At 71.8% G+C, this 20,635-nt stretch carries 21 protein-coding genes; 10 read left to right on the top strand and 11 right to left on the bottom strand.

Going from position 1 to position 20,635, the window contains the following annotated elements:
* Positions 1–11 precede the first annotated feature (11 nt).
* On the top strand, positions 12–548 hold the full coding sequence (locus DV20_RS11295; protein ID WP_043779163.1) for a helix-turn-helix domain-containing protein: 537 nt from the start codon (positions 12–14) through the stop codon (positions 546–548).
* A gap of 109 nt (positions 549–657) precedes the next feature.
* Here DV20_RS11295 and DV20_RS11300 read toward each other — a convergent pair whose 3' ends face one another.
* Entirely contained in the window at positions 658–1,143 is a 486-nt protein-coding gene (locus DV20_RS11300; RefSeq protein ID WP_043779165.1) for an SRPBCC family protein, read from the bottom strand.
* Positions 1,144–1,218: 75 nt separating this feature from the next.
* On the opposite strand from DV20_RS11300, the gene DV20_RS11305 reads away from it, so the two are divergent.
* Entirely contained in the window at positions 1,219–1,932 is a 714-nt protein-coding gene (locus DV20_RS11305; RefSeq protein WP_235190789.1) for a TetR family transcriptional regulator, read from the top strand.
* A gap of 163 nt (positions 1,933–2,095) precedes the next feature.
* Here DV20_RS11305 and DV20_RS11310 read toward each other — a convergent pair whose 3' ends face one another.
* Entirely contained in the window at positions 2,096–2,317 is a 222-nt protein-coding gene (locus DV20_RS11310) for a hypothetical protein (RefSeq protein ID WP_051735922.1), read from the bottom strand.
* 166 nt (positions 2,318–2,483) lie between these two features.
* Between DV20_RS11310 and DV20_RS11315 the strand changes: the two genes are divergently transcribed.
* Positions 2,484–3,314 (top strand): MerR family transcriptional regulator, encoded by an 831-nt coding sequence (locus DV20_RS11315; RefSeq protein WP_051735895.1) that lies wholly within the window; start codon positions 2,484–2,486, stop codon positions 3,312–3,314.
* Between the two features lie 158 nt (positions 3,315–3,472).
* On the opposite strand, the gene DV20_RS11320 is transcribed toward DV20_RS11315, so the two are convergent.
* Positions 3,473–5,416, bottom strand: coding sequence for an ATP-binding protein (locus DV20_RS11320; protein ID WP_051735896.1), 1,944 nt, complete (start codon positions 5,414–5,416; stop codon positions 3,473–3,475).
* 76 nt (positions 5,417–5,492) lie between these two features.
* Here DV20_RS11320 and DV20_RS11325 point away from each other — a divergent pair, with 76 nt between their 5' ends.
* The 4 genes from DV20_RS11325 to DV20_RS11340 all read left to right on the top strand — a co-directional run bounded on the left by DV20_RS11325 (position 5,493) and on the right by DV20_RS11340 (position 7,484).
* Entirely contained in the window at positions 5,493–6,155 is a 663-nt protein-coding gene (locus DV20_RS11325; RefSeq protein WP_043779167.1) for a hypothetical protein, read from the top strand.
* Between the two features lie 127 nt (positions 6,156–6,282).
* Entirely contained in the window at positions 6,283–6,630 is a 348-nt protein-coding gene (locus tag DV20_RS11330; protein WP_043779447.1) for a hypothetical protein, read from the top strand.
* Between the two features lie 92 nt (positions 6,631–6,722).
* The gene (locus tag DV20_RS11335; protein WP_043779169.1) at positions 6,723–7,040 is read left to right on the top strand and encodes a hypothetical protein; all 318 of its coding nucleotides are present in this window, start codon (positions 6,723–6,725) and stop codon (positions 7,038–7,040) included.
* Positions 7,041–7,271: 231 nt separating this feature from the next.
* Complete coding sequence (locus DV20_RS11340) at positions 7,272–7,484, top strand: three-helix bundle dimerization domain-containing protein (RefSeq protein WP_043779171.1); 213 nt, start codon at positions 7,272–7,274, stop codon at positions 7,482–7,484.
* A gap of 48 nt (positions 7,485–7,532) precedes the next feature.
* Here the strand turns inward: DV20_RS11340 and DV20_RS11345 are convergent, their stop codons facing one another.
* Entirely contained in the window at positions 7,533–8,111 is a 579-nt protein-coding gene (locus DV20_RS11345) for a hypothetical protein (protein ID WP_043779174.1), read from the bottom strand.
* Positions 8,112–8,412: 301 nt separating this feature from the next.
* Here DV20_RS11345 and DV20_RS11350 point away from each other — a divergent pair, with 301 nt between their 5' ends.
* Positions 8,413–11,094, top strand: coding sequence for a glycoside hydrolase family 9 protein (locus DV20_RS11350; RefSeq protein WP_043779176.1), 2,682 nt, complete (start codon positions 8,413–8,415; stop codon positions 11,092–11,094).
* A 141-nt stretch (positions 11,095–11,235) separates the two neighbouring features.
* Positions 11,236–11,976 carry a ribonuclease activity regulator RraA gene (locus tag DV20_RS11355; protein ID WP_043779178.1) on the top strand — a complete coding sequence of 247 codons (741 nt, stop codon included), beginning with the start codon at positions 11,236–11,238 and terminating at the stop codon, positions 11,974–11,976.
* A gap of 12 nt (positions 11,977–11,988) precedes the next feature.
* Here DV20_RS11355 and DV20_RS11360 read toward each other — a convergent pair whose 3' ends face one another.
* From DV20_RS11360 to DV20_RS11370, 4 genes are all read right to left on the bottom strand, one after another.
* A complete protein-coding gene (locus tag DV20_RS11360) occupies positions 11,989–14,010 on the bottom strand; it encodes an ABC transporter permease (protein ID WP_043779181.1) in 2,022 nt (673 codons plus the stop codon).
* A complete protein-coding gene (locus tag DV20_RS11365) occupies positions 14,007–15,431 on the bottom strand; it encodes an extracellular solute-binding protein (RefSeq protein WP_043779448.1) in 1,425 nt (474 codons plus the stop codon). Before DV20_RS11365 ends, DV20_RS11360 begins: the two co-directional genes overlap by 4 nt.
* Positions 15,432–15,523: 92 nt before the next feature.
* Positions 15,524–15,673 (bottom strand): hypothetical protein, encoded by a 150-nt coding sequence (locus tag DV20_RS45475; RefSeq protein ID WP_160169711.1) that lies wholly within the window; start codon positions 15,671–15,673, stop codon positions 15,524–15,526.
* Between the two features lie 49 nt (positions 15,674–15,722).
* Complete coding sequence (locus tag DV20_RS11370) at positions 15,723–16,469, bottom strand: FadR/GntR family transcriptional regulator (RefSeq protein WP_235190790.1); 747 nt, start codon at positions 16,467–16,469, stop codon at positions 15,723–15,725.
* Positions 16,470–16,541: 72 nt separating this feature from the next.
* Here DV20_RS11370 and DV20_RS11375 point away from each other — a divergent pair, with 72 nt between their 5' ends.
* A complete protein-coding gene (locus DV20_RS11375; protein WP_043779183.1) occupies positions 16,542–17,699 on the top strand; it encodes a mandelate racemase/muconate lactonizing enzyme family protein in 1,158 nt (385 codons plus the stop codon).
* Between the two features lie 283 nt (positions 17,700–17,982).
* Here the strand turns inward: DV20_RS11375 and DV20_RS11380 are convergent, their stop codons facing one another.
* Genes DV20_RS11380 through DV20_RS11390 form a run of 3 tightly spaced genes read right to left on the bottom strand, consistent with a single transcriptional unit; the run spans position 17,983 to position 20,626 of the window.
* Complete coding sequence (locus DV20_RS11380; protein WP_043779185.1) at positions 17,983–18,807, bottom strand: class II fructose-bisphosphate aldolase; 825 nt, start codon at positions 18,805–18,807, stop codon at positions 17,983–17,985.
* Positions 18,804–19,718, bottom strand: a complete 915-nt coding sequence (locus DV20_RS11385; RefSeq protein ID WP_043779188.1) for a 1-phosphofructokinase family hexose kinase — start codon at positions 19,716–19,718, stop codon at positions 18,804–18,806. The genes DV20_RS11380 and DV20_RS11385 overlap by 4 nt, the downstream gene beginning before the upstream one ends.
* Complete coding sequence (locus DV20_RS11390) at positions 19,715–20,626, bottom strand: DMT family transporter (protein WP_043779190.1); 912 nt, start codon at positions 20,624–20,626, stop codon at positions 19,715–19,717. Before DV20_RS11390 ends, DV20_RS11385 begins: the two co-directional genes overlap by 4 nt.
* Positions 20,627–20,635 lie beyond the last annotated feature (9 nt).

A 20,635-nucleotide genomic window follows, 5' to 3' on the forward strand; every position in this document is an offset into this window, starting at 1 on the left:
GAACGTTCGGTGTGGACATCTTGAAACTCCTCGCCCACCCGGTCCGGGTGCGGATCGTGAACGCGCTGCGCGGCGACCGGATCCTCACCACGGCCGAGCTGGCCACCCGGCTGCCGGACGTGTCGCAGGCGTCCGTCTACCGGCACGTCGATCTCCTCGCCCAGGCCGGCGTGCTCGAAGTGGCCGAGGAGCAGCGCGTCCGCGGCGCCGTCGAGCGCCACTACCGCCTGCGGCAGGACCGCGCGGTGATCGACCTCGAAGCGGCCCGGAAGATGACACCCGAGGACCACCGGCGGGCGTTCGCGAGCGCGGTCGCCGCGCTGGTCGCCGAGTTCCACGCCTACCTCGACCGCGAGACCGCGGACCCGGTGGCCGACCTCGTCGGCTACCGGCAGCACGCGGTCTGGCTCGACCCCGCGGAGCTGGAAACGCTGATCGGGCAGCTGCGCGCGGCGATCGCGCCGCGGCTGGCGAACGAACCGCGGCCCGGGCGGACGCGGTACCTGCTCAGCCCGATCCTGTTCCCGAGCGAACCACCCACCGGGTAGCGCCCGGCGTCCGGCTTCCCGTGAGACTCTGGCCCGGCGTACGGGAATCCTCCTTGATCAGCACCCGGCCGGGCCGGAAGGCGCTCGGCCCGGCCGCGAGCCGCGGTGCTCATCGGGGGCGGGTCAGCCGCAGGGGCGCGTCCGGAAGGAGGGCGCCGGTGTCGTCCAGTTCGGCGAGCAGGGCGGGGACTCCGGCGGTGAGCATCTTGGTCCGGACCGCGCCGAGCAGCTTGGCCATGGCGAACCCGCCGATTCCGGTGAACCCGGTGTGGTGGTAGGCGAAGCGGGTTCCTCCGGCGGTCGGCTCGAGCCGGTAGCGGACATGGCTGGGCGTCTCCCCCTCCGCACCCACCCAGGTGTAGTGCAGCAGTTCCCGCTCGCGGACCTCCAGCACCTCGCAGTCGACGATCCCCCGCCAGCCGGGCATCGGCTTGGCGACGAACCGGAACCGGGTGCCGGCCACGGGCGCGAATCCCTCGGCGCGGGCCCCTTTGCCGGTCGAGGTCCAGTACGGGATCAGCTCCGGGTCGGTCATGGCCCGCCAGACCTTCGCGGGCGAGTGCGGGTAGTCCCGCACGATGTGGATCTCGGACACGACCGGCTCCTTAAGTTCAGTGGCTATAAAATTACTGTAGCAGAACTTTTCCGGTGGCTGAAGTAGGATGACGGCGTGACGACGACGGGAACCGGCCGGCCGGCCGCCGAGGGGCTGCGGGAACGCAAGAAGCGCGCGATGCGCCGGCAACTGTCCGACACCGCCGCGCGGATGTTCCTCGAACGCGGCTTCGACGCCGTCCGGGTGGCCGACGTCGGCGAAGCGTGCGGGGTGTCGGAAAAAACCGTCTTCAACTACTTCCCGAGCAAGGAAGCGCTGCTCCTGGACCGGATCGAGGCCACGGCCGACGCGTTGCGCACCCACCTGCCGGACCCGGCGCACACCCCGGTCGGCGCGATGCTGGCAATTCTCGAGCGGGAACGGGACGACCTCGCCACGGCCCTCGCCGCCGACCCCGACCAGGACGGCGCGCTGGCGCGGTACCGGCAGTTCGGCGACCTGATCCGGAACACCCCTTCCCTGCGCGCCTACCGAAGCGACACCGCCGACCGGTTCGTCGACATCGCCGCCGAGGCACTCGCCGTCCGGACCGGACTGCACCCGGGCGACCCCGAACCCCAGATCGCCGCGGCGACGCTCCTCGGCCTCTGGCGGGTCCAGTTCCGCGCCCTCCGCACCCACGTGCGCCCCGGCCACCCCCTGCCGGCCGCGATCGACGCCGTGACCCGCGACGTCCGCCGCGCCGCCCGCCTGGCCGAAGCCGGACTGGCCGCGTTTCCCGCAGCAGCAGCGGAACCGTCAACCGCCGGCCGCTCCGAACACCACTGAGCGCGCTGCGGTCAGCGGGAACCAACGGGCATGCTCCCTGTCGGCGACCCGGTTCTCGGGGAGGCGCAAGCCGCAGCCGTACGCGATGGTGTGCCCGCCGATGTACTTGTGGTCCGACATCGACGGCATCCTCGCGCGCGCCTGACGCCGGAAACGTTGATTCTCAGTGCCCCAGCGGGGAACGGTCCTTCTCGACCACCTTTTCGGCGCCGCGCTTGGCGAACGCCGCCCACAGGCTGAAGCCCACGGCGCCCGCCGCGACGGCCAGCCACAGCCAGACGAACGGCTCGCGCAAGGGGAACCGCACCAGGACGAAAACGATCATCGCGACCCCGACGACCGCGCTGAACACGGCGGAGGGCTTGGACGGCTTGATCCGGTACACGAGCACCACTCCCCAGTCGGCAGTTTCGTGGCTCTCGGCTACCCCCTGGACGATCTCCCGAAACTTCGCGTCCGTCGAGGTCGCGCGAGCCGGGGTTGACCTTCACCTTCGGGGAAGCCGCAGAGTGGTCGTCACCGGGCGCCCGCCCGGTGACGAGGAGCCCTCCATGAACCTGGTCAGCATCGGCGAGTTCTCGCGGCTGTCACGGCTGTCGCCCAAGGCACTGCGGCTGTACGACGAACTCGGACTCCTGGTGCCGGCCCGCGTCGACGCGGAAACCGGATATCGTTGGTACGCGGCCACCCAGCTGGACCACGCCCGCCTCGTGGCCGCGCTGCGCCGGGCCGGAGTCCCGCTCGCCCGGATCAAGGACATCCTGGCCCTGGACCCGGCCTCGGCCGCCGAGGAGATCCGGGCCCGCTGGGCCGACGCCGAAGCCGAGCACGCCGCCCGGCGCGTCCTGGTGGGCCGGCTCGTCGATCGCCTTCAAGGGAAGAAGTCCGCCATGTACGAAGTCACTGTCCGCGAAATCCCGCGGCGCCGGATGCTCAGCCGGGTCGGCAGGGTGCACCAGGACGAGCTGGAATCCCTGACGCGGGAGCTGTTCATCCACCGGTTGCGCCGCGGCGGTGTCCCGCGCGCCGAGGGGATCGCCGGCGCGCCGTTCACGATCTACCACGGGGAGGTGAGCGGCGACAGCGACGGCCCGGTGGAATGGTGCTGGCCGGTGCCCGAGGACCGCGCCGCCGAGATCGCGGCCGGGTTCCCCGATCTGACCCTGCGCACGGAACCCGCGCACCAGGAAGCATTCGTGCGCCAGGAGACGCCCGGCCGGTGGGCCGCCGCAACCCAGGTCGAGGTCGCGGTGGGCGCCCTCTTCGCCTGGGCTGCCGAGCAGAAGCGCCACCCGTCCGGCGGCGTGCGGGGCGTGCTGGTCCCGGCCACCGGCACCCCGGGCACCGGGCCTTACGTCGAATTCGCCCTGCCGCTGAGCTGAGCCGGCCGCGGGTCGGGCACTCCCCCGCCATATCGGCAACGACGATCCGCCGTGGCCGGACCACCCGGGCTGGGGAACATCCCGGTCACCGGGACGTTCGTGCGCTCCTGACCGGCGGCACCGGCCTCCGGCGGTGCCGCCGCAGGCCGGGCCGCGGGTCATTCCCGAAGCCGGGCGAACAGTTCCCTCGCCTCCAGTGATCGGGCTTCGGCTTCTTCGTCCCGGCCCAGGGCGCGCAGCGGGGTGACCAACCTGTCCAGGGTGTTGGCCACGTGCCTGAGGTAGCCGTGGGCGCGGCGCAGGGCGAGCGCCCGTTCGTAGTGCTCGACCGACTCGGCCGGCCGGCCGGCGTGGTACTCGATGTAGGCGAGGGTCTCGCGGCAGGACGCCTCGCCCTCCGGGTTGGGACGCAGGGCGAGCGCCGCCTCGCCGGACGAGCGGGCCCGGTCGAGGTCGCCGAGGCGGGCGGTGAACCACGCGACCGCGTTCAGGGCGTGGGCTTCGCTGATCGTGTCGTGCAGTTCTCGCGACAGCCGCAGGTTTTCCCGGGCGTGGTCCAGGGCTTCGGCGTTCTCGTCCCGGCGGCCGAGCGCCCAAGCCAGGGCGCGGTGGGTGTGCGAGAGCTGGTCCCGATCCCCCGACTGCCGGGCGAGGGCGCTCGCTTCCCGCAGCCGGGCCAGCCCCTCGGCGTCGCGGTGGGCCCGGGTCAGGGCTTCACCCAGGCGCCGGTGGGAGGTGACCAGTGCCGAAACCGGGTCCCGCACGCGCAGGGCGAGACCCCAGGTGCGGATGTCGGCGTCGGCGTGATCCCGCCGGTGGTGGTAGGTCGTCAGCGTCCGGGCCAGGTGCCAGACGACGTCGTGCCACCCGTGCTCCGCGGCGGTGCCGACCGCGGCGAGCAGGCACCGGTGTTCCGCGTCGAACCAGGCCAGCGCCGCGTCGAGGCCGGTGGGCGGTTCGGGACGGCATCCCCGTGACATCGGCGGCAGCACCGCCGGCGCACCGTACGGCTGGAGGTGGCGGTCGGCCGAGTGCGCGGTGTACAGGTAGTGGTCGATCACCCGCCGCGTGGCCTCGGCGTCCTCGGCGCGGACCTGGGCCCGGATCAGGTCGTGCATGCGGTAGCGCTCGCCGGCCGCGCTTTCCAGCAGGCAGAGGCGCTCCAAGGCGGGCAGCTCCGACACCGATCCGATGAGGCTGCGCACGGCCGCGAGGCCGATGTCCGGGCCCGGTGCGGCGGCGAGCAGCCCCAGGACACGCGACTGCGCCCCGGTCAACGCGCGCAACGACCACGACAGCGCCGCGGGCACGCTGTTGGCCGGGTCCTCGTCGTCGAGCCGGCCGAGCTCGTCGGCGATCCGGGACAGGGGCAGCCCCGGGCTCAGCTGACCGCGGCTGGCCACGATCGCCAGCGCGAGCGGCAGCCCCGCGCAGTGCGCCACGATCCGCCGCACGGCCACGGGATCCGCCGCGATCCGGCCGGGTCCGAGGCGCGCGACCAGCAGGTCGTGGGACTCGGCGTCGCGGAGCACGCCGAGCCGCAGGTGCCGGGCGCCGTGCCGGGTGGTCAGCGAGGTGAGCTGACGGCGGCTGGTCACCAGGACGGTGCCGCGGGACCCACCGGGCAGCAGCGGCTCCACCTGGGCCGCATCGGCGGCGTTGTCGAGGACCACCAGCAGCCGCTTGTCCGCGGTCAGGCTCCGGTAGAGCGCGACTTGGGCGTGGGGATCGGCGGGGATGTCGACGGCTCCGAGAGCGTCGAGGAACCCGCGTACCGCGGCTGCGGGAACCATCGGCTGATCCGGCGAAAAGCCACGCAGGTCGACGAACAGCTGACCGTCCGGGAACCGGTGCCGGTTCGCCTGGGCCCAGCGCACCGCCAGCCACGTCTTGCCGATGCCGCCGGTCCCGATGATCGCGTGCACCCCGGGTTCGCCGGCCAGCCCGGCCAGGTCATCGGCGCGGCCCACGAAGCGGGCCGGCCAGGCGGGCAGCTGCCGGGGTGGCGGGCGCACCCGCGCGACGACGACCTGCCCGGCCTGCACGACGGTCCCCGTCACCTCGCCGTCGACGACGTTGTGCACCTCGAACCGATCGGGCATGCCGACCAGGATGCCCCGGCCGGCGCGGGACCACCAGGCAGGCCGGCACGTCCGGGCCGTCTGCTTGGATACCGGCGTGACCGTGTACGACGTCGCTCGTCGCCTGCCCGCCGTCGCGGAGCTGCGCGTGCTGTGCCGGGCGCTGGCCGCCTTGGACGTCGTGCTGGATCCCGGCAGCGAGGAGCGGCACCACCGCTACGACCCGGCTTGGGCGCCCGGTGCGGAGCTGGGGTCCATGCGGGACGGCTCGGGCAACGAGTACTCCATCACGTTCACCGCCGCGGGGGCCTTCGTGCGCGGTTTCGACCACGAATCGCCGATGAGTCCCTACGCCGCCGACGACGAAGAGCCCTGGCCCGGTGTGCTCGATTCCGTGCCCGAGGTGTTCCGCGACTGGGCGCGCGAACCGGCGTTCTCCGGCGAATTCGGCACGCCGCACGTCACGGCGTGCCTGTGGCGTGAAAACCACGACACCGGTTGGCGGCACGGGGTCGTCGACTTCCCCGAGCACGGCGACGACGGCGCCGACTGGCTGTTCGCCCTGCTGACCGATCCCACGCCCGAGGCGTTCCAGGACTGGGCGCGGGACTACTACGCAACGCCGATCGACCTCGACGCGGTGCGGCACGTCTACGCCGGGCGCCCGGTGACCGCGAGCGTCGTGACCGCGCTCAACCCCGCCACCACCCTGGCCGCCGTCGCCGGCGGCGTCGCCGCGACCGGCTACCCGGTCGCGTAGCTTCCGCGCGGGATCCGCCGGCCGGCCGCGCCGGGGAACCGTGGCCGAGGGGATTTCTCCGGCTTTCCCGTTCCCCGGCGTGGAAACCGATCGCCGCCTCGCCCGGGTGATCCGGCATGATGACCGGGTGCCCCGCCGCGAGCTCCGCCCCGGTCAGGTCTGGCTGATCGGCGTCCCGCTCAACCTCCTGCTGGCCGTCCCGTGCGCCTACCCGGTCGCCTTCGCGATGCTGGCGGCGCAGGTCATCGCCGGCGAGCTCGGGTGGGGCGAGGTCGACCCCACGCTGGTCGACGACGGCGCGGAAATCGTGATCGGGCTCGGCGTGGTCTCGGCGTTGTTCGCCGGGCTGGTGGTGTTCGGCGTGAACGCCTTGGTCACCTCCCGCGCACCCGGGCTGCGGGCGGGTGGTTACTGGATCGCGGTGGCCCTGCTGATCGTCGTCCCCGCCGTCCTCTACTGGACCGTCCTCCGCTGAGCCGCGGGGTCACACCCACTGACGAGTACTGTTGTTCATCCGATATTCACCCGTGGATCACCGGAGGCGGGCCGCCGTGCGAGGCTGACCGGGTGCACCACGAACAGCCCGAACAGCTCGTGCCCCGGTCGGTGGCCGACCTGGCCGCGGATCCGGCCTGGACGATCACCCGCACCGGCACCACCGGTCAGTGGCTCACCGCCGAGCGGGTCGTCGAGCGCGACGGGCAGCACCGGCTCATCGGGCTGACCCCGATCCGGCCCGGCGCGGTCGCCCTCATGGTCTGGTCCGGCGGCGAGGTCGTCGAGCACCTGCGCGGCACCGAAGCCGAGGTCTGCGCGACCGCCCACCGCCGCACCGCCGAGTTCCTCGCCGGCGAGCAGCCGCGGGACGGGGCAGCCGGCCGCTAGTGTCGCGCGTCCCCGGTTTCTGACGTACGGCGCCGTCAACGGATCTCGGACGCGCGACCCTAGCCGAGGTGGATCACGATGCCGGTGCCCTGGGAACCGGCGGCGATCGTCACCGTCGGCGGGTACCGGAGTCCCCGGCCGGCACGGGAATCCTTCTTGTTCACCTCGGGTTCACCTGAGGTTCGTCTCACGGGGCATGTTCCCCGTACACGGCCGACCGGAAGGTGAGCGATGAGCACGTTGGACACCATGGCTTCGGAGCAGCTCGACACCCACCTCGCCCAGGTGGAGGACCGCTTGGGCCGGGACTACACGAACGTGGCCCGCCCCCGCCTGCACGCGATGATCGATCGGGAACGCGCCCGGTTCGCCGGCGCCCGCATCCGCGCCTTCGTGCCGATCCTGGTCGAGCGGGCGGTCCGGGCGGCGCTGTCGGCTGCCTGAACACAGCCGGAGTAGCCCGCACCCCGCGGGCCTCCGGCGAGAGCCCGGTCAGGCGGGAGAAGGTACGGAGTCCACGGTCTCCGGCTCGGCCGGGTCCCCGGCCTCGGCCCCGGCCTCACCGGCATACCGGATCCGCAGCTCCTCGACGCCGTCCGCGATGTGGCTCAGCTGGCTCAGCACCGCCTGGTGTGCCGCCCGGATGGCCGCGGCTTCCTCTTCCGCCCGCGAAATGATGAGCTGCGCCTCCTGCTCCGCGGCGCGTTCGGTCTCCTCGCGAGCACGCTGCGCCTCGGCGGCCGTCTTCTCGGCGGCCGCCAGGAGCTCCTCGCTCTCCTTGCGGGCCTGCTCCTTGATCTCCGCGGCTTCGGACTTCGCGACCTGGAGGATCTTCTCGATCCGCCTGCCCAGCCCGGCGGCGCCGTCCGGCTCCGGGGCGCGGGGCGCGGGGACCTGGGCCTTGGCCAGCCGGCGCTCCGCCACCCGCCGCGCCTTCTCGTGCCGGTCCACGCGCTTCTCGGCGAGCCGCACGTACTCGTCCACCTGACGGCGGTCGTACCCCCGCAGGACGATCGGGAACCGGATGTCGGACTCCGGCACTGCCTCGGGTTCGGAAACCGTGTTCTCCATGCCCCGAGTGTCGGCAAGATCGCGACGACCGGCAATCCGGAACCACCGGTCCGCGTGCTCGCGGCGCACTTTCGGGGGAATAGTGCGCTTTCGATGTTTCCGGCGACGCAAACGGGCCACGGCGTCAATCACCCGAAGGCGCACCGTTTTGAGAGCGCTCCCAGAACGCCCCTTCGGGCGTTACGCCGAACAGTCCCGCACGACACCGCCGAACCGCGTACTACCGCCGCTGCTCCTTTACACCCGGCGATCCGGCTCCTTACCCTCCCTCTGGAAGCGCTCCCAGACACAAGGAGGCGGAGTGCGCACTTCGACGACGAAGTCGATGTCCCAGGCGTTCGTGGCGCTGCTCGTCCTTGGCCTCACCCTCGTGGTTCCGGCCGTGTCCGCCCGCGCCGCCGCCGGGAAGTTCAACTACGGCGAGGCACTGCAGAAGGCCGTCTGGTTCTACGACGCCCAGCGCTCCGGGGCGCTGCCCGACGGCAACCGGGTGTCCTGGCGCGGCCCGTCCGCCCTCGACGACGGCAAGGACGTCGGCGTGGACCTCACCGGCGGGTTCTACGACGCCGGTGACCACGTCAAGTTCGGGTTGCCGTTCGAGTTCAGCATGACCATGCTCGCCTGGGGCGCGCTGGAGAACCGCGCCGCCTACCAGGGGTCCGGCCAGTGGCCGTACCTGCTGTCGAACCTGCGCTGGGGGGCCGACTGGCTGATCAAGGCGCACCCGCAGCCCCACGTGCTCTACGGCCAGGTCGGCAAGGGCGACGACGACCACAAGTGGTGGGGCCCCGCCGAGACGATGGCCATGGCGCGGCCCGCCTACCGCATCGACGACTCCTGCCCCGGCTCCGACCTCGCCGGCGAGGCGGCCGCTCAGCTGGCCGCCGGCTCGATGGTCTTCCAGTCCGGCGACCCCACCTACGCGGCCACCCTGCTCACCCACGCCAAGCAGCTGTACTCGTTCGCCGACGAGCGCCGGGGCGCGTACTCCAACTGCATCACCGACGCCCAGAGCTTCTACAAGTCCTGGAGCGGCTACCAGGACGAGCTGGTGTGGGGGGCGATCTGGCTCTACAAGGCCACCGGCGACAGCACCTACCTGACCAAGGCGCGCACCGAGTACGCGAAGCTGGCCACCGAGCCGCAGACCACCACCCGCTCCTACCGCTGGACGCTGGCCTGGGACGACAAGTCCTACGGCGCCTACGTCCTGCTCGCCCAGCTCACCCGCGACCCCGAGTACGTCGCCGACGCCAACCGCTGGCTCGACTGGTGGACCACCGGCGTCAACGGCCAGCGCGTGCCCTACTCCCCCGGCGGCCAGGCCGTGCTCGACCAGTGGGGTTCGCTGCGGTACGCGGCGAACACCGCGTTCGTGGCCCTCGTCTACTCGGACTGGCTGCGGGCCAACGATCCGACCCGCGCCGGCACCTACCACGACTTCGCCGTGCGGCAGATCGACTACGCGCTCGGCGACAACCCGCGCGGCGCGAGCTTCGAGGTCGGGTTCGGCGTCAACCCGCCCCGCAACCCGCACCACCGCACCGCGCACGGCTCCTGGGCCGACAGCATCACCGAGCCCGCGCAGAGCCGGCACGTCCTCTACGGCGCGCTCGTCGGCGGTCCGAGCTCGGCCAACGACGCGTACACCGACGACCGGAGCAACTACACCAACAACGAGGTGGCCCTCGACTACAACGCCGGCTTCACCGGCGCCTTGGCCCGCCTCTACGGCGAGTACGGCGGCACGCCACTGGCCTCCTTCCCGCCGGTGGAAACCCCGGACGGGCCGGAAATCCTGGCCCAGGGTGCCCTCAACCAGCCCGACGGCGGCACTTTCACCGAGGTCAAGGCGTACGTGCTCAACAAGTCGGCGTGGCCGGCGCGCTCGTTCACCGGCTCGCTGCGCTACTACTTCACCCTCGACGGCACGACCACCCCCGGCCAGATCTCGGTCAGCTCCGCGTACAACCAGTGCGACGCGCCGGCCGTGCGCCCGTTCTCCGGCCGGATCTACTACGTCGAGGTGACCTGCTCCGGCGGCGTCGCCCCGGGCGGGCAGTCCCGCTACCGCAAGGAGGTGCAGTTCCGGATCTCCAGCACCGGTACCTGGGACCCCGCCGACGACTGGTCGCACACCGGCCTCGCGCCCAGCGGGACCGCGCCCGCCAACGCCTCGCGGCTGGTGCTCGCCCAGGGTTCCACGGTGCTGTGGGGCACCCCGCCGGGACCGTCCACAGCGGACACCACCCCGCCGTCGGCGCCGACGGGGCTCACCGCCACCCCCGGCAGCACCGCCGTCGGGCTCACCTGGACCGCCGCCACCGACGACGTCGGCGTCGCCGGGTACGACGTGGTGGATGCCGCCGGTGCGACGATCGGCAGCACCACGAGCACCAGCTACCAGGTCACCGGCCTCACGCCCGCCACGACGTACACGTTCTCGGTGCGCGCCCGGGACGCGGCCGGCAACCGGTCCCCGGCCGGCGGCCCGGTCTCGGTCACCACGACGACCGGCGGCGGCAACACCGGCACCGGCTCGCTCGCCGTGCAGCAGCGCGGCAGCGACGCGGCCACCGGCAACCAGATCCGCACCGGTCTCCAGATCGTCAACCGGGGCAGCGCGCCGATCGCGCTGAACGGCGTCACCGCGCGGTACTGGTTCACCGGCGACGCCACCAACCCGGGTTACCAGGTCTGGTGCGACTACGCGGTTCTCGGGTGCGCCAACGTGACCTTGCGCGTGGTGAAGCTCAGCACCCCACGACCGGGTGCCGACGCCTACGTCGAAGCCGCGTTCACCGGCGGCACCCTCGCCGCCGGCGCCACCACCGGCGAGATCCAGGTCAGGGTGGCCAAGGCGGACTGGGGCCCGTTCGTCCAGACCGACGACTACAGCTACCGCACGGCGGCGTCGTTCACCGATCTCGCCACGGCCACGGCCTACCGGTCCGGCACCCTCGACTGGGGCACCGAACCCTGACCGGGCTCGTTCGGGCACCGGCCGACGTGGTCCCGCCACGTCGGCCGGTGCCGGAACCCATCGCGGAAGCGGGCTCGCCCGACTAGGCTGGAAGATCTCCGGCAGTCACGGTTCAGCGCGGACCCGAGGGAGCTCACCGACGTGGTCGAGACGCACGACATCGCCCGCCCGCCCGCCGAGCTCAGTGCGGCCCTCGCGGCCATCGGCAGTGCGACGGCCAGCGCCGAGCTCAGCCGCATGGGCATCCGCAGCGCCTTCATCCGCGGGCCGGTTTCGGTGACGCCCGGCGTGCGCGTGGCCGGTCCGGCGCTGACGCTGCAGTTCATGCCGAAACGCGAAGACCTCTACCCCGCCGACGAATACGCCGAACCGGAAAAGCAGCTGCACCGGCACGTCATGTACCACGCGCGGGCCGGCGACCTGATCGTCGTCGACGCGCGCGGGGACATGGGCAGCGGGGTGTTCGGCGAGATGATGCTGACCTACTTCAAGGGCCGCGGCGGGGCCGGCGTCGTGGTCGACGGGTGCCTGCGGGACATCGGCGAGGCCAAGCAGCTCGGGCTCGGGCTGTGGATCCGGGGCGCCACCCCGAACTTCCACGCCCAGACCGACATCGTCCCCGTCGCGGTCAACGTGCCGGTGGCCTGCGGCGGCACCCTCGTCGAGCCGGGCGACATCGTCGTCGCCGACGACGACGGGGCGGTCGTGGTGCCGGTCAAGCTCGCCCCCGCCCTCGTGGCGGTCGCCCGGGAGCACGCCGAGTGGGAGGAGTTCTCCCGCATGCGGCTGGCCGAGGGCGGTGACCTCCGCCGCTACTACCCGCTGTCCGACGAGGCCCGGCCCGAATACGAGCGGTGGCGGGCCGAGCAGGGCCGCGGCTGACGGCGGGGGCGCTCATCCCTTCACCGCCCCCGCGGTGAGGCCCTCGGTCAGGAACCGTTGCCCGAACCCGTACATGAGCACGACCGGGATGCTGATCAGCAGCGAGGCCGCGGCCAGCTGCCCCTGCGGCACGACGTCGCCGAAGATCATCGACTGCATGCCGACGGGCAGCGTCTTGTGGTCGTCCTTGGTGATGAACACGAAGGCGAACAGGAACTCGTTCCACGCGTTGGTCAGCGTGAACAGCGCGACCGCGAGCAGGCCGGGTTTGGCCAGCGGCAGCACGATCCGGAGGAACGCGCCGAACCGCGTGCAGCCGTCGACCAGCGCGGCCTCCTCGAGGTCGGCCGGGATCGACTTGAAGTAGCCGACGAGCAGCCACGTCGCGAACGGCAGGGTGAAGGTCGGGTAGGCGAGCACGAGCGACCACAACGAGTCGTTGAGCCCGATCCCGCTCATCAGCTGGTACAGCGGGATGAACAGCAGCGCGCCCGGCATCACGTAGGTGAGCAGGATCGTCACCGTGAAGCTCTCCGAGCCCCGGAACTTCAGCCGCGCCAGCGCGTAGCCGGCCAGCGCCGCGCAGACCAGGGCGATCACCGTGGAGGCCACCGACACGAGGATCGTGTTGACGTACCAGGTGCCGAACGCCTTGCTCGTGAACAGGTTGGTGAACTGCTCGGTGCTCCACGGGGTCGGCCAGAGGTCGTCGGTGCGGGCGACGATCTGGTCGTCGGACTTGAAGGCCGTGACGGTCATCCAGTAGAGCGGGGCGAGCACGAAGCCCAGCAGCCCGACGAGCGCGACTCCCGAGCCGGTGCCGCCGACCAGGCGGGCGGCCACCCGTCTGCTCCGCGCGGCGAGGGCGGACACGACCCGGCCGACGGCGGCCGCGAGCAGCACGAACACCCCCAGCACGAGCGCGGCTTTCCAGACGATCCGCGGCGACGCCCAGACCAGCACGAGCACCGAGGCCACGACGATCACCCACGGCAGCGCCCGGCGCTGACCGGGAGTCAGCCGCCTGCGCCCCAGGTCGCCGGCGCCGGGCAGGTCGCTGCGGCGCATCATCCGCACGAGGATCACCACGAGGACGGCGATGACCGGCAGCATCACCAGGGTGACCGCGGCGCCCGCGCCCAGCTGGAGCTGCTGGATGGCCTTCGAGTAGGCCACCATCACGTACGGGGCGGTGGCGTCCCCCGGGCCGCCCTGGGTCATCAGCCAGATCAGGTCGAAGTTGTTGAACGTCCAGATCGACGACAGCAGCACCGTCACGATCATGACGGGGCGCAGCCCCGGGAGCGTGATGTGCACGAAGCGCTGCCACGGCGAGGCGCCGTCGACCATCGCCGCCTCGTGGAGGTTGCCGTCGATGGCCTTGAGCCCGGCGAGGAACGTCACCGTGAAGAACGGGATGCCCTTCCAGACGTTGACCAGGATCACCGACGGCATCGCGAGCGCGGGATCGGACAGCCACTCCGCGGGCCAGGAGTCGACGAGCCCGATCGCGGCGAGGCCGGGCCCGATGCCGGAATCGGTGAGCAGGACGTTGACGCTGCCGAAGACCGGGTCCAGCAGCGATCGCCAGGTGAACGCCGTGACGACCGTCGGGATCACCCACGGCAGCAGGATCACCGCGGCGATGATCGCCCGGCCGCGGCGCATGTGGTGCAGCATCATCGCCGCGATGAGCCCGAAGGCCACCTTGAAGATCTCGGCGTAGGCGGTGAAGACGAACGAGTTGAGCACGCCGTGGTGGAAGAGGGCGTCGCCGGCGAGTGCGGCGTAGTTGTCCAGCCCGACGAAGACCGTCTCCGCACCGTGGCGTTCCGTGGCACTGGTGACGACCGAGCTGACGATCGGGACCAGGATCAGGCCGGCGACCAGCAGCAGCGTCGGCCCGATGAACACCGCGGCCAGGCGCCAGTCGCGCCCGAGCAGCCGCTGCGTTCGCGTGAGCGAGGACGACCCGCGCGGCGCCGGACGGGCCGGCGCCGGCCGCTCTGTCCTTTCCGGACGCAGGACGGTCACTGCCGGTAGCCCTGTTGCTCGAAGACCTGGACGATCCGGGCGTGGGTCGCGGCGACGGCGTCGGCCGGCCGGGTGCCCTGGATGACCGACTGCATCATGTCGGTCAGCAGGTAGGCGGCGGTGGCGGCCTGCTCACCGGGACTCGGTTTCTGGGGGAACGCGTAGCCGGTCTTGGTCTTGATCGGGATGGGGGTGCGGGTCTGCTCCCGCAGCGCGGCGAAGGCCGGGTCACCACCGGTGTAGTACGGGTCGGAGTCCCACACCTTGTCCCACGAGGGGTTGACCAGGCAGGGTGCTTCCTTGGCGACGCCGAGCAGCGCGCTCCCGCCGACCATGAACTTCGCCACCAGCTTGGCGAGATCCGGGTTCTTCGCCCCCTTGAACACGACGAAGGAGTTGGATTCGCCGAACGCGAGCGGCCGGTCGAGCGCCGGTCCGGTGGCGCCGTTGAACGGGTGCGTGTTGGCGTAGACCGGGTTCTTCTTCGTCTTCGAGTCGGCGTAGACGCTGAACTGGTTGAGGGTCAGGCCCAGGATCCCGGCCAGCCAGTTCTCGTTGTTGCTCGAGTCGGTCCAGCTCCCGATGCCGGGCGGCAGCATCGGCGCGTACTTCGGGTTCGTGTAGATGTCGCCGATGAAACTGACGGCGGCGACGGTCTCCGGCGAGTTGAACACCACCTTCGTGCCGGTGTTGTCCGCGATCGCCCCGCCGTAGGTGTTGATGACGTTGGCGATGAAACCGTTGGCGTCACCGGAGCGGTTCACCGTGAGCCCCCAGCCGAAGCGCCGCTTCGCCGGGTCGGAGACCGCCAAAGCGTTGTCGCGCAGCTCTTCCCACGAGTAGAAGGGCTTGAGCGGCAGGCCCTTCTCCGTGTACCAGTCCTTGCGCAGGTACATCGCGGTCGCGATGAAGTGGTACGGGATCGCGAACCAGCGTCCGTCGAACACGCAGTAGTTGTCCGCCTCCGTCGCGGGATTCCCGTACAGCGCGCGCATTTCCTCGACCACGTCGGTGACGTCGGTGAGGTGGCCGAGGTTGTGGAGCTGGCCGACGAACCGCCGGTCGCTCATGAAGGCCAGATCGCGGTTGGTGCCCGCCTTCACTTCGGCGTCCATCTTCGCGACCATGTCCCCGGCGTCGCCGGAGACGAGGTCGTTGCGGATGGTGGTGCCGGTGGCCTGGGCGAACACCTGCAACGAGCGGTCGAGCGCCTTGTTCGCGGCCTCCGAGTACAGCTTCTGCGACAGCATCCCCACCGACCCGCCGCGGAGCGCGGCCGCCTGGTCGAGCAGGGCCTGGGGCACTTGGACGTCGACCTTCGGCGCGGGAGCCGGACCACTCGCGCAGCCGGCGAGACCGAGCGCGCCCAGCGCGCTCACCCCCAGGAAAGTGCGCCTCGACCACTCCGTTTTCTCTGCCATGACCACTCCTCTCGCGTCCGGGCGGACGCTCACCGTCTCCGTTGACGGTGCAACCGGCGGGACAGCGGGGCGAGCGCCGCGCTGTGGGTCGTTCAGGCGGCGCAGAACGCCGAACTGCTGATGCGTGGGGCGGGCGCGAGCTCCGCGGTGGGGTCGATCGTGCGGCAGGCCGACGGGGCGAGCCCGCGCGGCTTTCCGGCCGTGCGCCCGGTGCCGGCCGGTCCCGTCACAGGTGCTGCCATGCCTCGTCCGTCCTCGTCAACGGTTGGCGGAACTCGGTCGTGCAGTGCGTTAACGCCGCTTGGCGGCCCGCTTGCTTCGGTGCTCCTTCTCCGCGAGGAGCGTGGAGTAGTTGTTGCTCAGGTGACGGCGCATCGCCGCGCGGGCCCCTTCCGGGTCGCGCGCCACGAGCGCCTCGTAGATCTCGGTGTGCTGGGCGGTGGCGCGGCGCAGCCCGGCCGGTGCCTCGTTGGTGACGCGCCGGCTGGCCGTGCCGAGCCAGCGGACGGAGTACATGATCCGGTCCAGGATGCGGTTGTTCGCCGCCCGGCAGATCTCCATGTGGAATTCGTGGTCGACCGCGAGGTAGGCGTCGGGATCCGCTTCGAGCGCCGCCATGCGGCCGATCTCGTCCCGGAGCCGGCCGAGCGTCTCCTCGGTGGCGGCCGCCGCGGCCATCGCGGCCAGTTCCGGCTCGAGCAGCACGCGCGTCTGGTGCAGCTCCTGCAGCAGCTCGTCGACGATCTCCGTGGGCAGCCACTCGATCAGCAACGGGCTCAGGTAGTCCCATTCCGCCCGGGGGCGCACGACGACGCGGCGGCCCTGCGCGACGTCGACGATGTCGAGCGAGGCGAGGATCTTGAGCGTTTCCCGTGCCACCGCGCGGGAAACGCCGAACTCCTGGGAGATGTCGAGTTCCGACGGCGCCCGGCCGTCCTCGATTCCGCCGCGGACGATCCGCCGGGTCAGGTGGGCCGCCACCTGCACCGGAAGGGTCCGGACCTTGACAGCGTCCGGAGACTCTTGTCTCCTTGGCATGTCATCAGCTTATCGGACAAGTGAGACGTCGCATTAGTCCGTTCATACGCACCACCCGGTGACGGGAGAGCAATGCGGATCGTGAACGTCACGACGGCCGTGGTCGCCTACCACGGGCAGGCCACGCTGGTGCGGATCGACACCGACGAGGGGCTCAGCGGGTTCGGCGAAGCCAATCCCGACGCCGGCGCGGGCGCCGTCGTGGGAATGATCGAGTCACTGACCCCCCTCCTGATCGGCGAAGATCCGCGCAATGTCGAGCGGTGCTGGGAAAAACTCCGCCGCAGCAACGTTTTCGCCGGCTCCCAGGGCGGGGTGTTCGTGATCGCCTTGTCGGGGATCGAAATCGCGCTGTGGGACCTCGCGGGCAAGGCCGCGGGCCAGCCGGTCCACCGGCTGCTCGGCGGGAAGTTCCGCGACCGGATCCGGCTCTACGCCGACTGCGGCGACGGCGACGACCCGGCGGGCTCGGCCGCCGGGTGCGTCGACCGGGCCCAGCGGATGGTCGCCGAAGGCTTCACCGCCCTCAAGTTCGACATCGACGACCTGTCCCACCCGGCCAAGTTCGACGTCTTCAACCACACGGTCAACGCCGCCGAGCTGCGCTCGATGGTCGAGCGCGTGGCCGCCGTCCGCGAAGCGATCGGACCGGACGTCGACCTGGCCATCGACCTCCACGCCCGCTACGACGTGCCGAGCGCGTGCCGGATCTCGTGGGAGCTCGAGCCGTTCGGTCTGATGTGGCTCGAGGAACCACTGCCGGCGGAGAACGTCGACGCGCTGGTGCGGGTGCGCGCGCAGACCCGCACGCCGATCTGCGCGGGCGAGAACCTGTACCTGCGCTGGGGTTTCCGCGAGCTGCTCGAACGCGGCGCGGTCGACGTCATCGAGCCGGACGTGCCCAAGTGCGGCGGTCTCGCGGAGGCCAAGAAGATCGCCAACCTCGCGGAGCTGCACTACATCCCGTTCGCCCCGCACCTGGTGTCGACGCCGCTGGGCACGATGGCCACCTCGCACCAGTGCGCGGCGATCCCGAACTTCTTCGTCCAGGAGTGGCACGCCCTCGAGGAACGCGCGGTGTGGGACAGCTACGTCCGAGCCCCCGACGGCAGCGGCTCGATCGTCAAGGACGGCTACATCACGATCCCCGACACGCCCGGCATCGGCGTGGAACTCGACATGGACGGCGTCCGGGCGCACGCCGTCGCGGGCTACGGGGTGTTCGAGTAGCGGAGCGGGGCCCGGGTCACGGTGCCACGCCGGACGGAAGCTCGGACGCGCCGCCGACACTCCGATACGGCCCAGCCACACTGCTGTCCACTCGCACCACGACCCGCCGGCCGCCGCGTGACGCCGGACGGACGGCGCACAACTTCCGCGGTCCGCCCCGCCGCACCCGCCGGCGCCGTCAGCGCATCGCAGCCTGAACCCGAGCTGCGCAGCACCTGCCGCCGCCCGGTCGCCGACGCGGCGCCCCACGACTTATCTGGATCGCTCGTTCAAGAAAGGCGCCTCATCGGGCGAGCAGGGTGAGCAGCCGGGCCACCTCGTCCCGGACGGCGTCCCGGCCGGGGGCCAGGTAACGGCGGGGGTCGGTGAGGGCCGCGTGCGTCCCGAGCGTCGAACGCACCGCCTCGGTGAGCACCTGGTTCAGGCGCGTGCCGATGTTGACCTTGACGATGCCGCTCGCCACCGCCCCGCGCAGGCCTTCGTCGGGCACGCCCGAGGAACCGTGCAGCACCAGCGGCACCGGAACCCGGTGCGCGAGCGCCGCGATCAGCTCCTCGTCGAGCACCGCGCTGCGGTCGGCCATGGCGTGCGACGAGCCGACGGCCACCGCGAGCGAGTCCACGCCGGTCGCGGCGACGAACTCGGCGGCTTCGTCCGGGTCCGTGCGCACGCCGGGGGCGTGGGCACCGTCCTTGCCGCCGATCTCGCCGAGCTCCGCCTCGACGCGGCAGCCCGCGGCGTGGCAGCGTTCGACGACGGCATTCGTCCGGGCCACGTTCTCCGCGTACGGCAACGCGGCCGCGTCGAACATGACCGACGTGATGCCCAGGTCGAGGCCCTCCCGGATCAGCTCCTCGTCCTCGACGTGGTCGAGGTGGACCAGCACGGGCACCGACGCGGTCTCGGCCAGCCGCAGGCAGGCGACCGCGAACGGCGCGAGCGAACCGTGGTAGCGGACGGCGTTCTGCGAGATCTGCAGCACCACCGGCAGCCCGCTGCGCTCCGCCCCGGCCACGACGGCTTCGGCGTGTTCGATCAGGATCGCGTTGAACGCCCCGATCGCGCACCGCCGCGCACGCAGCTCGTCCAGCAAGGTGGCCCAGTTCATCGGATCCTCTCCACTTCCACCGCACGAATCCACCGGTCCCTGGCCGCGACGTCGATCTCGCCGGCGACCGGCCGCAGCACCGCGGCGGCCGACGTGGCGACCACGTCCGCCAGCGCAACCGGCCAGTCCACTTCGGACCCGGTGAGGTGCATCGCCAGCGCGGCGGCCCCCGCGTCCCCGGCCCCGGCGGGATTACCGGTGACGACTTCGGCGGGCCGGGCGCGCCAGGTACCCCGTTCCGTCACGGCGACCGCGCCTCCGGGGCCGAAGGTGGCGACCACTGCCGGAGCCCCGGCGGCCACGAGGTCCTGACAGGTTCCGGGTCCGGCCAGTTCCGCCAGTTCGTCCTCGTTCGGCATGAGCACCGCGCCGCTGCCGGCGGCCTCGCGGAGTGCGTCGCCGGAGACATCGGCGATGACGGGCACGTCGTGCCGGGCGCACAGCCGAGCCAGCTTCGCGGGGACGTCGGCGCTCAGCCCCGGCGGCACGCTCCCGGAGATCACGACGGCTCCGGCCCCGTCCGCGAGCTCGTCACCGAGAGCGTCGAGGATGCCGGTTTCGCCGGCCGGGCCGGCCGGGAAGCCGTTCTCCTGCAGCATCGTCGTCCCGTCGGCGGGGGTCACCACCGCCACCGTCCGCCGCACCGCGGGCAGGGCCGGGACGAGCCGGTGCGCGAGACCCAGCCCGTCCAGGCCGTCCCGGAACTCGTCGGGTGCCCGGGTCGTGGTCAGGGCCAGCACCAGGCTTTCGCCGCCCAGTTCGCGGACCACGGCCGCGACGTTGACGCCCTTGCCGCCGGCGCGGGACCGGACGTCCGGCACCCGCGTGGTCCCGCCCAGGCGCAGCGCGCCGGTCCGGTAGGTCACGTCGATGGCGGGGTTGAGGGTGATCGTGAGGATCCGGGACGTCATGGCGCCGTGCTGCTCGGTACCGGTTCGCTGCTCTTCTCCGCGCGGTGGACCATCAGGGTCGAACCGGCGAGGGCCAGCACGATGCCCGCGATCTGGAACCCGGTCGGCGCGGCCCCGAAGACCAGCAGCGACAGGACGATGGTCAGCACCGGGGCGAGCGCGTTGGTCACCGGCGCCACGATCGAGGCCTTGCCGCGGCTCATCGCCATCACCAGGAACAGCGCGCCGACCGCGTTGAGTAGCTGGGTGCCCGCGGTGAGCGCGGGCGCCTGCCACCCGAACCCCAGCGGCAGACCGCCCATCATCAGCACGGCGACCGGGATCAGCAGCAGCCCGCTGACGGTCATCCAGCCGAACGTCGAAGCGTCGTCCACCCCGGCGAGCGCCGCCTTGCGCATGAAGAACGCCTGGACACCCCACGCCACGCAGACGCCGACCGCCAGCAGCAGGTAGAGCCACCCGCTGTCGCCGCCGTCGCCGGTGGAGACCGAGAACAGGACGACGGCGACCAGCGCGAGCACCACGCCGGCCCACGACCACCCGCCGAGCCGCTCGCGCAACGCGGCGAACGCCAGCAGCACCGTGACCGCGGGCGAAAGCGCGACGATGGGGAAGATGACGTAGGCCGGTCCGATCGTGAGGGCCTTGAACAGCACCAGCTGCCCGCCCGCGCCGGTGAGCCCGATCAGCAGCCCGTACCCGGCGGCGGCCCGGCCGCGGTCGAACTTCTTCCCCCGCAGCGAAAACCACGCGGGCACGAGCATGGTCAGCGCCCAGACCACGTAGACCATCGGGTCGGGGTAGGCGTAGAGCTTCGTGGGCAGGCTGGAGAAAGCTCCCCACACGCCCCAGAACACCACCAGCAGTCCCGCGTACGGGACCCAGCTGTTCGCACGGCTGAACGACATCTCGGCTCC

The sequence above is a fragment of the Amycolatopsis rifamycinica genome (assembly GCF_000695625.1).
GTDB lineage: Bacteria > Actinomycetota > Actinomycetes > Mycobacteriales > Pseudonocardiaceae > Amycolatopsis > Amycolatopsis rifamycinica.

Bases quoted from the DNA above. Each gene is read 5' to 3' on its own strand.
- DV20_RS11315 (WP_051735895.1), top strand. From the start codon at position 2,484: ATGAACCTGGTCAGCATCGGCGAGTTCTCGCGGCTGTCACGGCTGTCG.
- DV20_RS11320 (WP_051735896.1), bottom strand. From the start codon at position 5,416: ATGCCCGATCGGTTCGAGGTGCACAACGTCGTCGACGGCGAGGTGACG.
- DV20_RS11340 (WP_043779171.1), top strand. From the start codon at position 7,272: ATGAGCACGTTGGACACCATGGCTTCGGAGCAGCTCGACACCCACCTC.
- DV20_RS11345 (WP_043779174.1), bottom strand. From the start codon at position 8,111: ATGGAGAACACGGTTTCCGAACCCGAGGCAGTGCCGGAGTCCGACATC.
- DV20_RS11365 (WP_043779448.1), bottom strand. From the start codon at position 15,431: ATGGCAGAGAAAACGGAGTGGTCGAGGCGCACTTTCCTGGGGGTGAGC.
- DV20_RS45475 (WP_160169711.1), bottom strand. From the start codon at position 15,673: ATGGCAGCACCTGTGACGGGACCGGCCGGCACCGGGCGCACGGCCGGA.
- DV20_RS11370 (WP_235190790.1), bottom strand. From the start codon at position 16,469: ATGCCAAGGAGACAAGAGTCTCCGGACGCTGTCAAGGTCCGGACCCTT.
- DV20_RS11375 (WP_043779183.1), top strand. From the start codon at position 16,542: ATGCGGATCGTGAACGTCACGACGGCCGTGGTCGCCTACCACGGGCAG.
- DV20_RS11380 (WP_043779185.1), bottom strand. From the start codon at position 18,807: ATGAACTGGGCCACCTTGCTGGACGAGCTGCGTGCGCGGCGGTGCGCG.
- DV20_RS11385 (WP_043779188.1), bottom strand. From the start codon at position 19,718: ATGACGTCCCGGATCCTCACGATCACCCTCAACCCCGCCATCGACGTG.
- DV20_RS11390 (WP_043779190.1), bottom strand. From the start codon at position 20,626: ATGTCGTTCAGCCGTGCGAACAGCTGGGTCCCGTACGCGGGACTGCTG.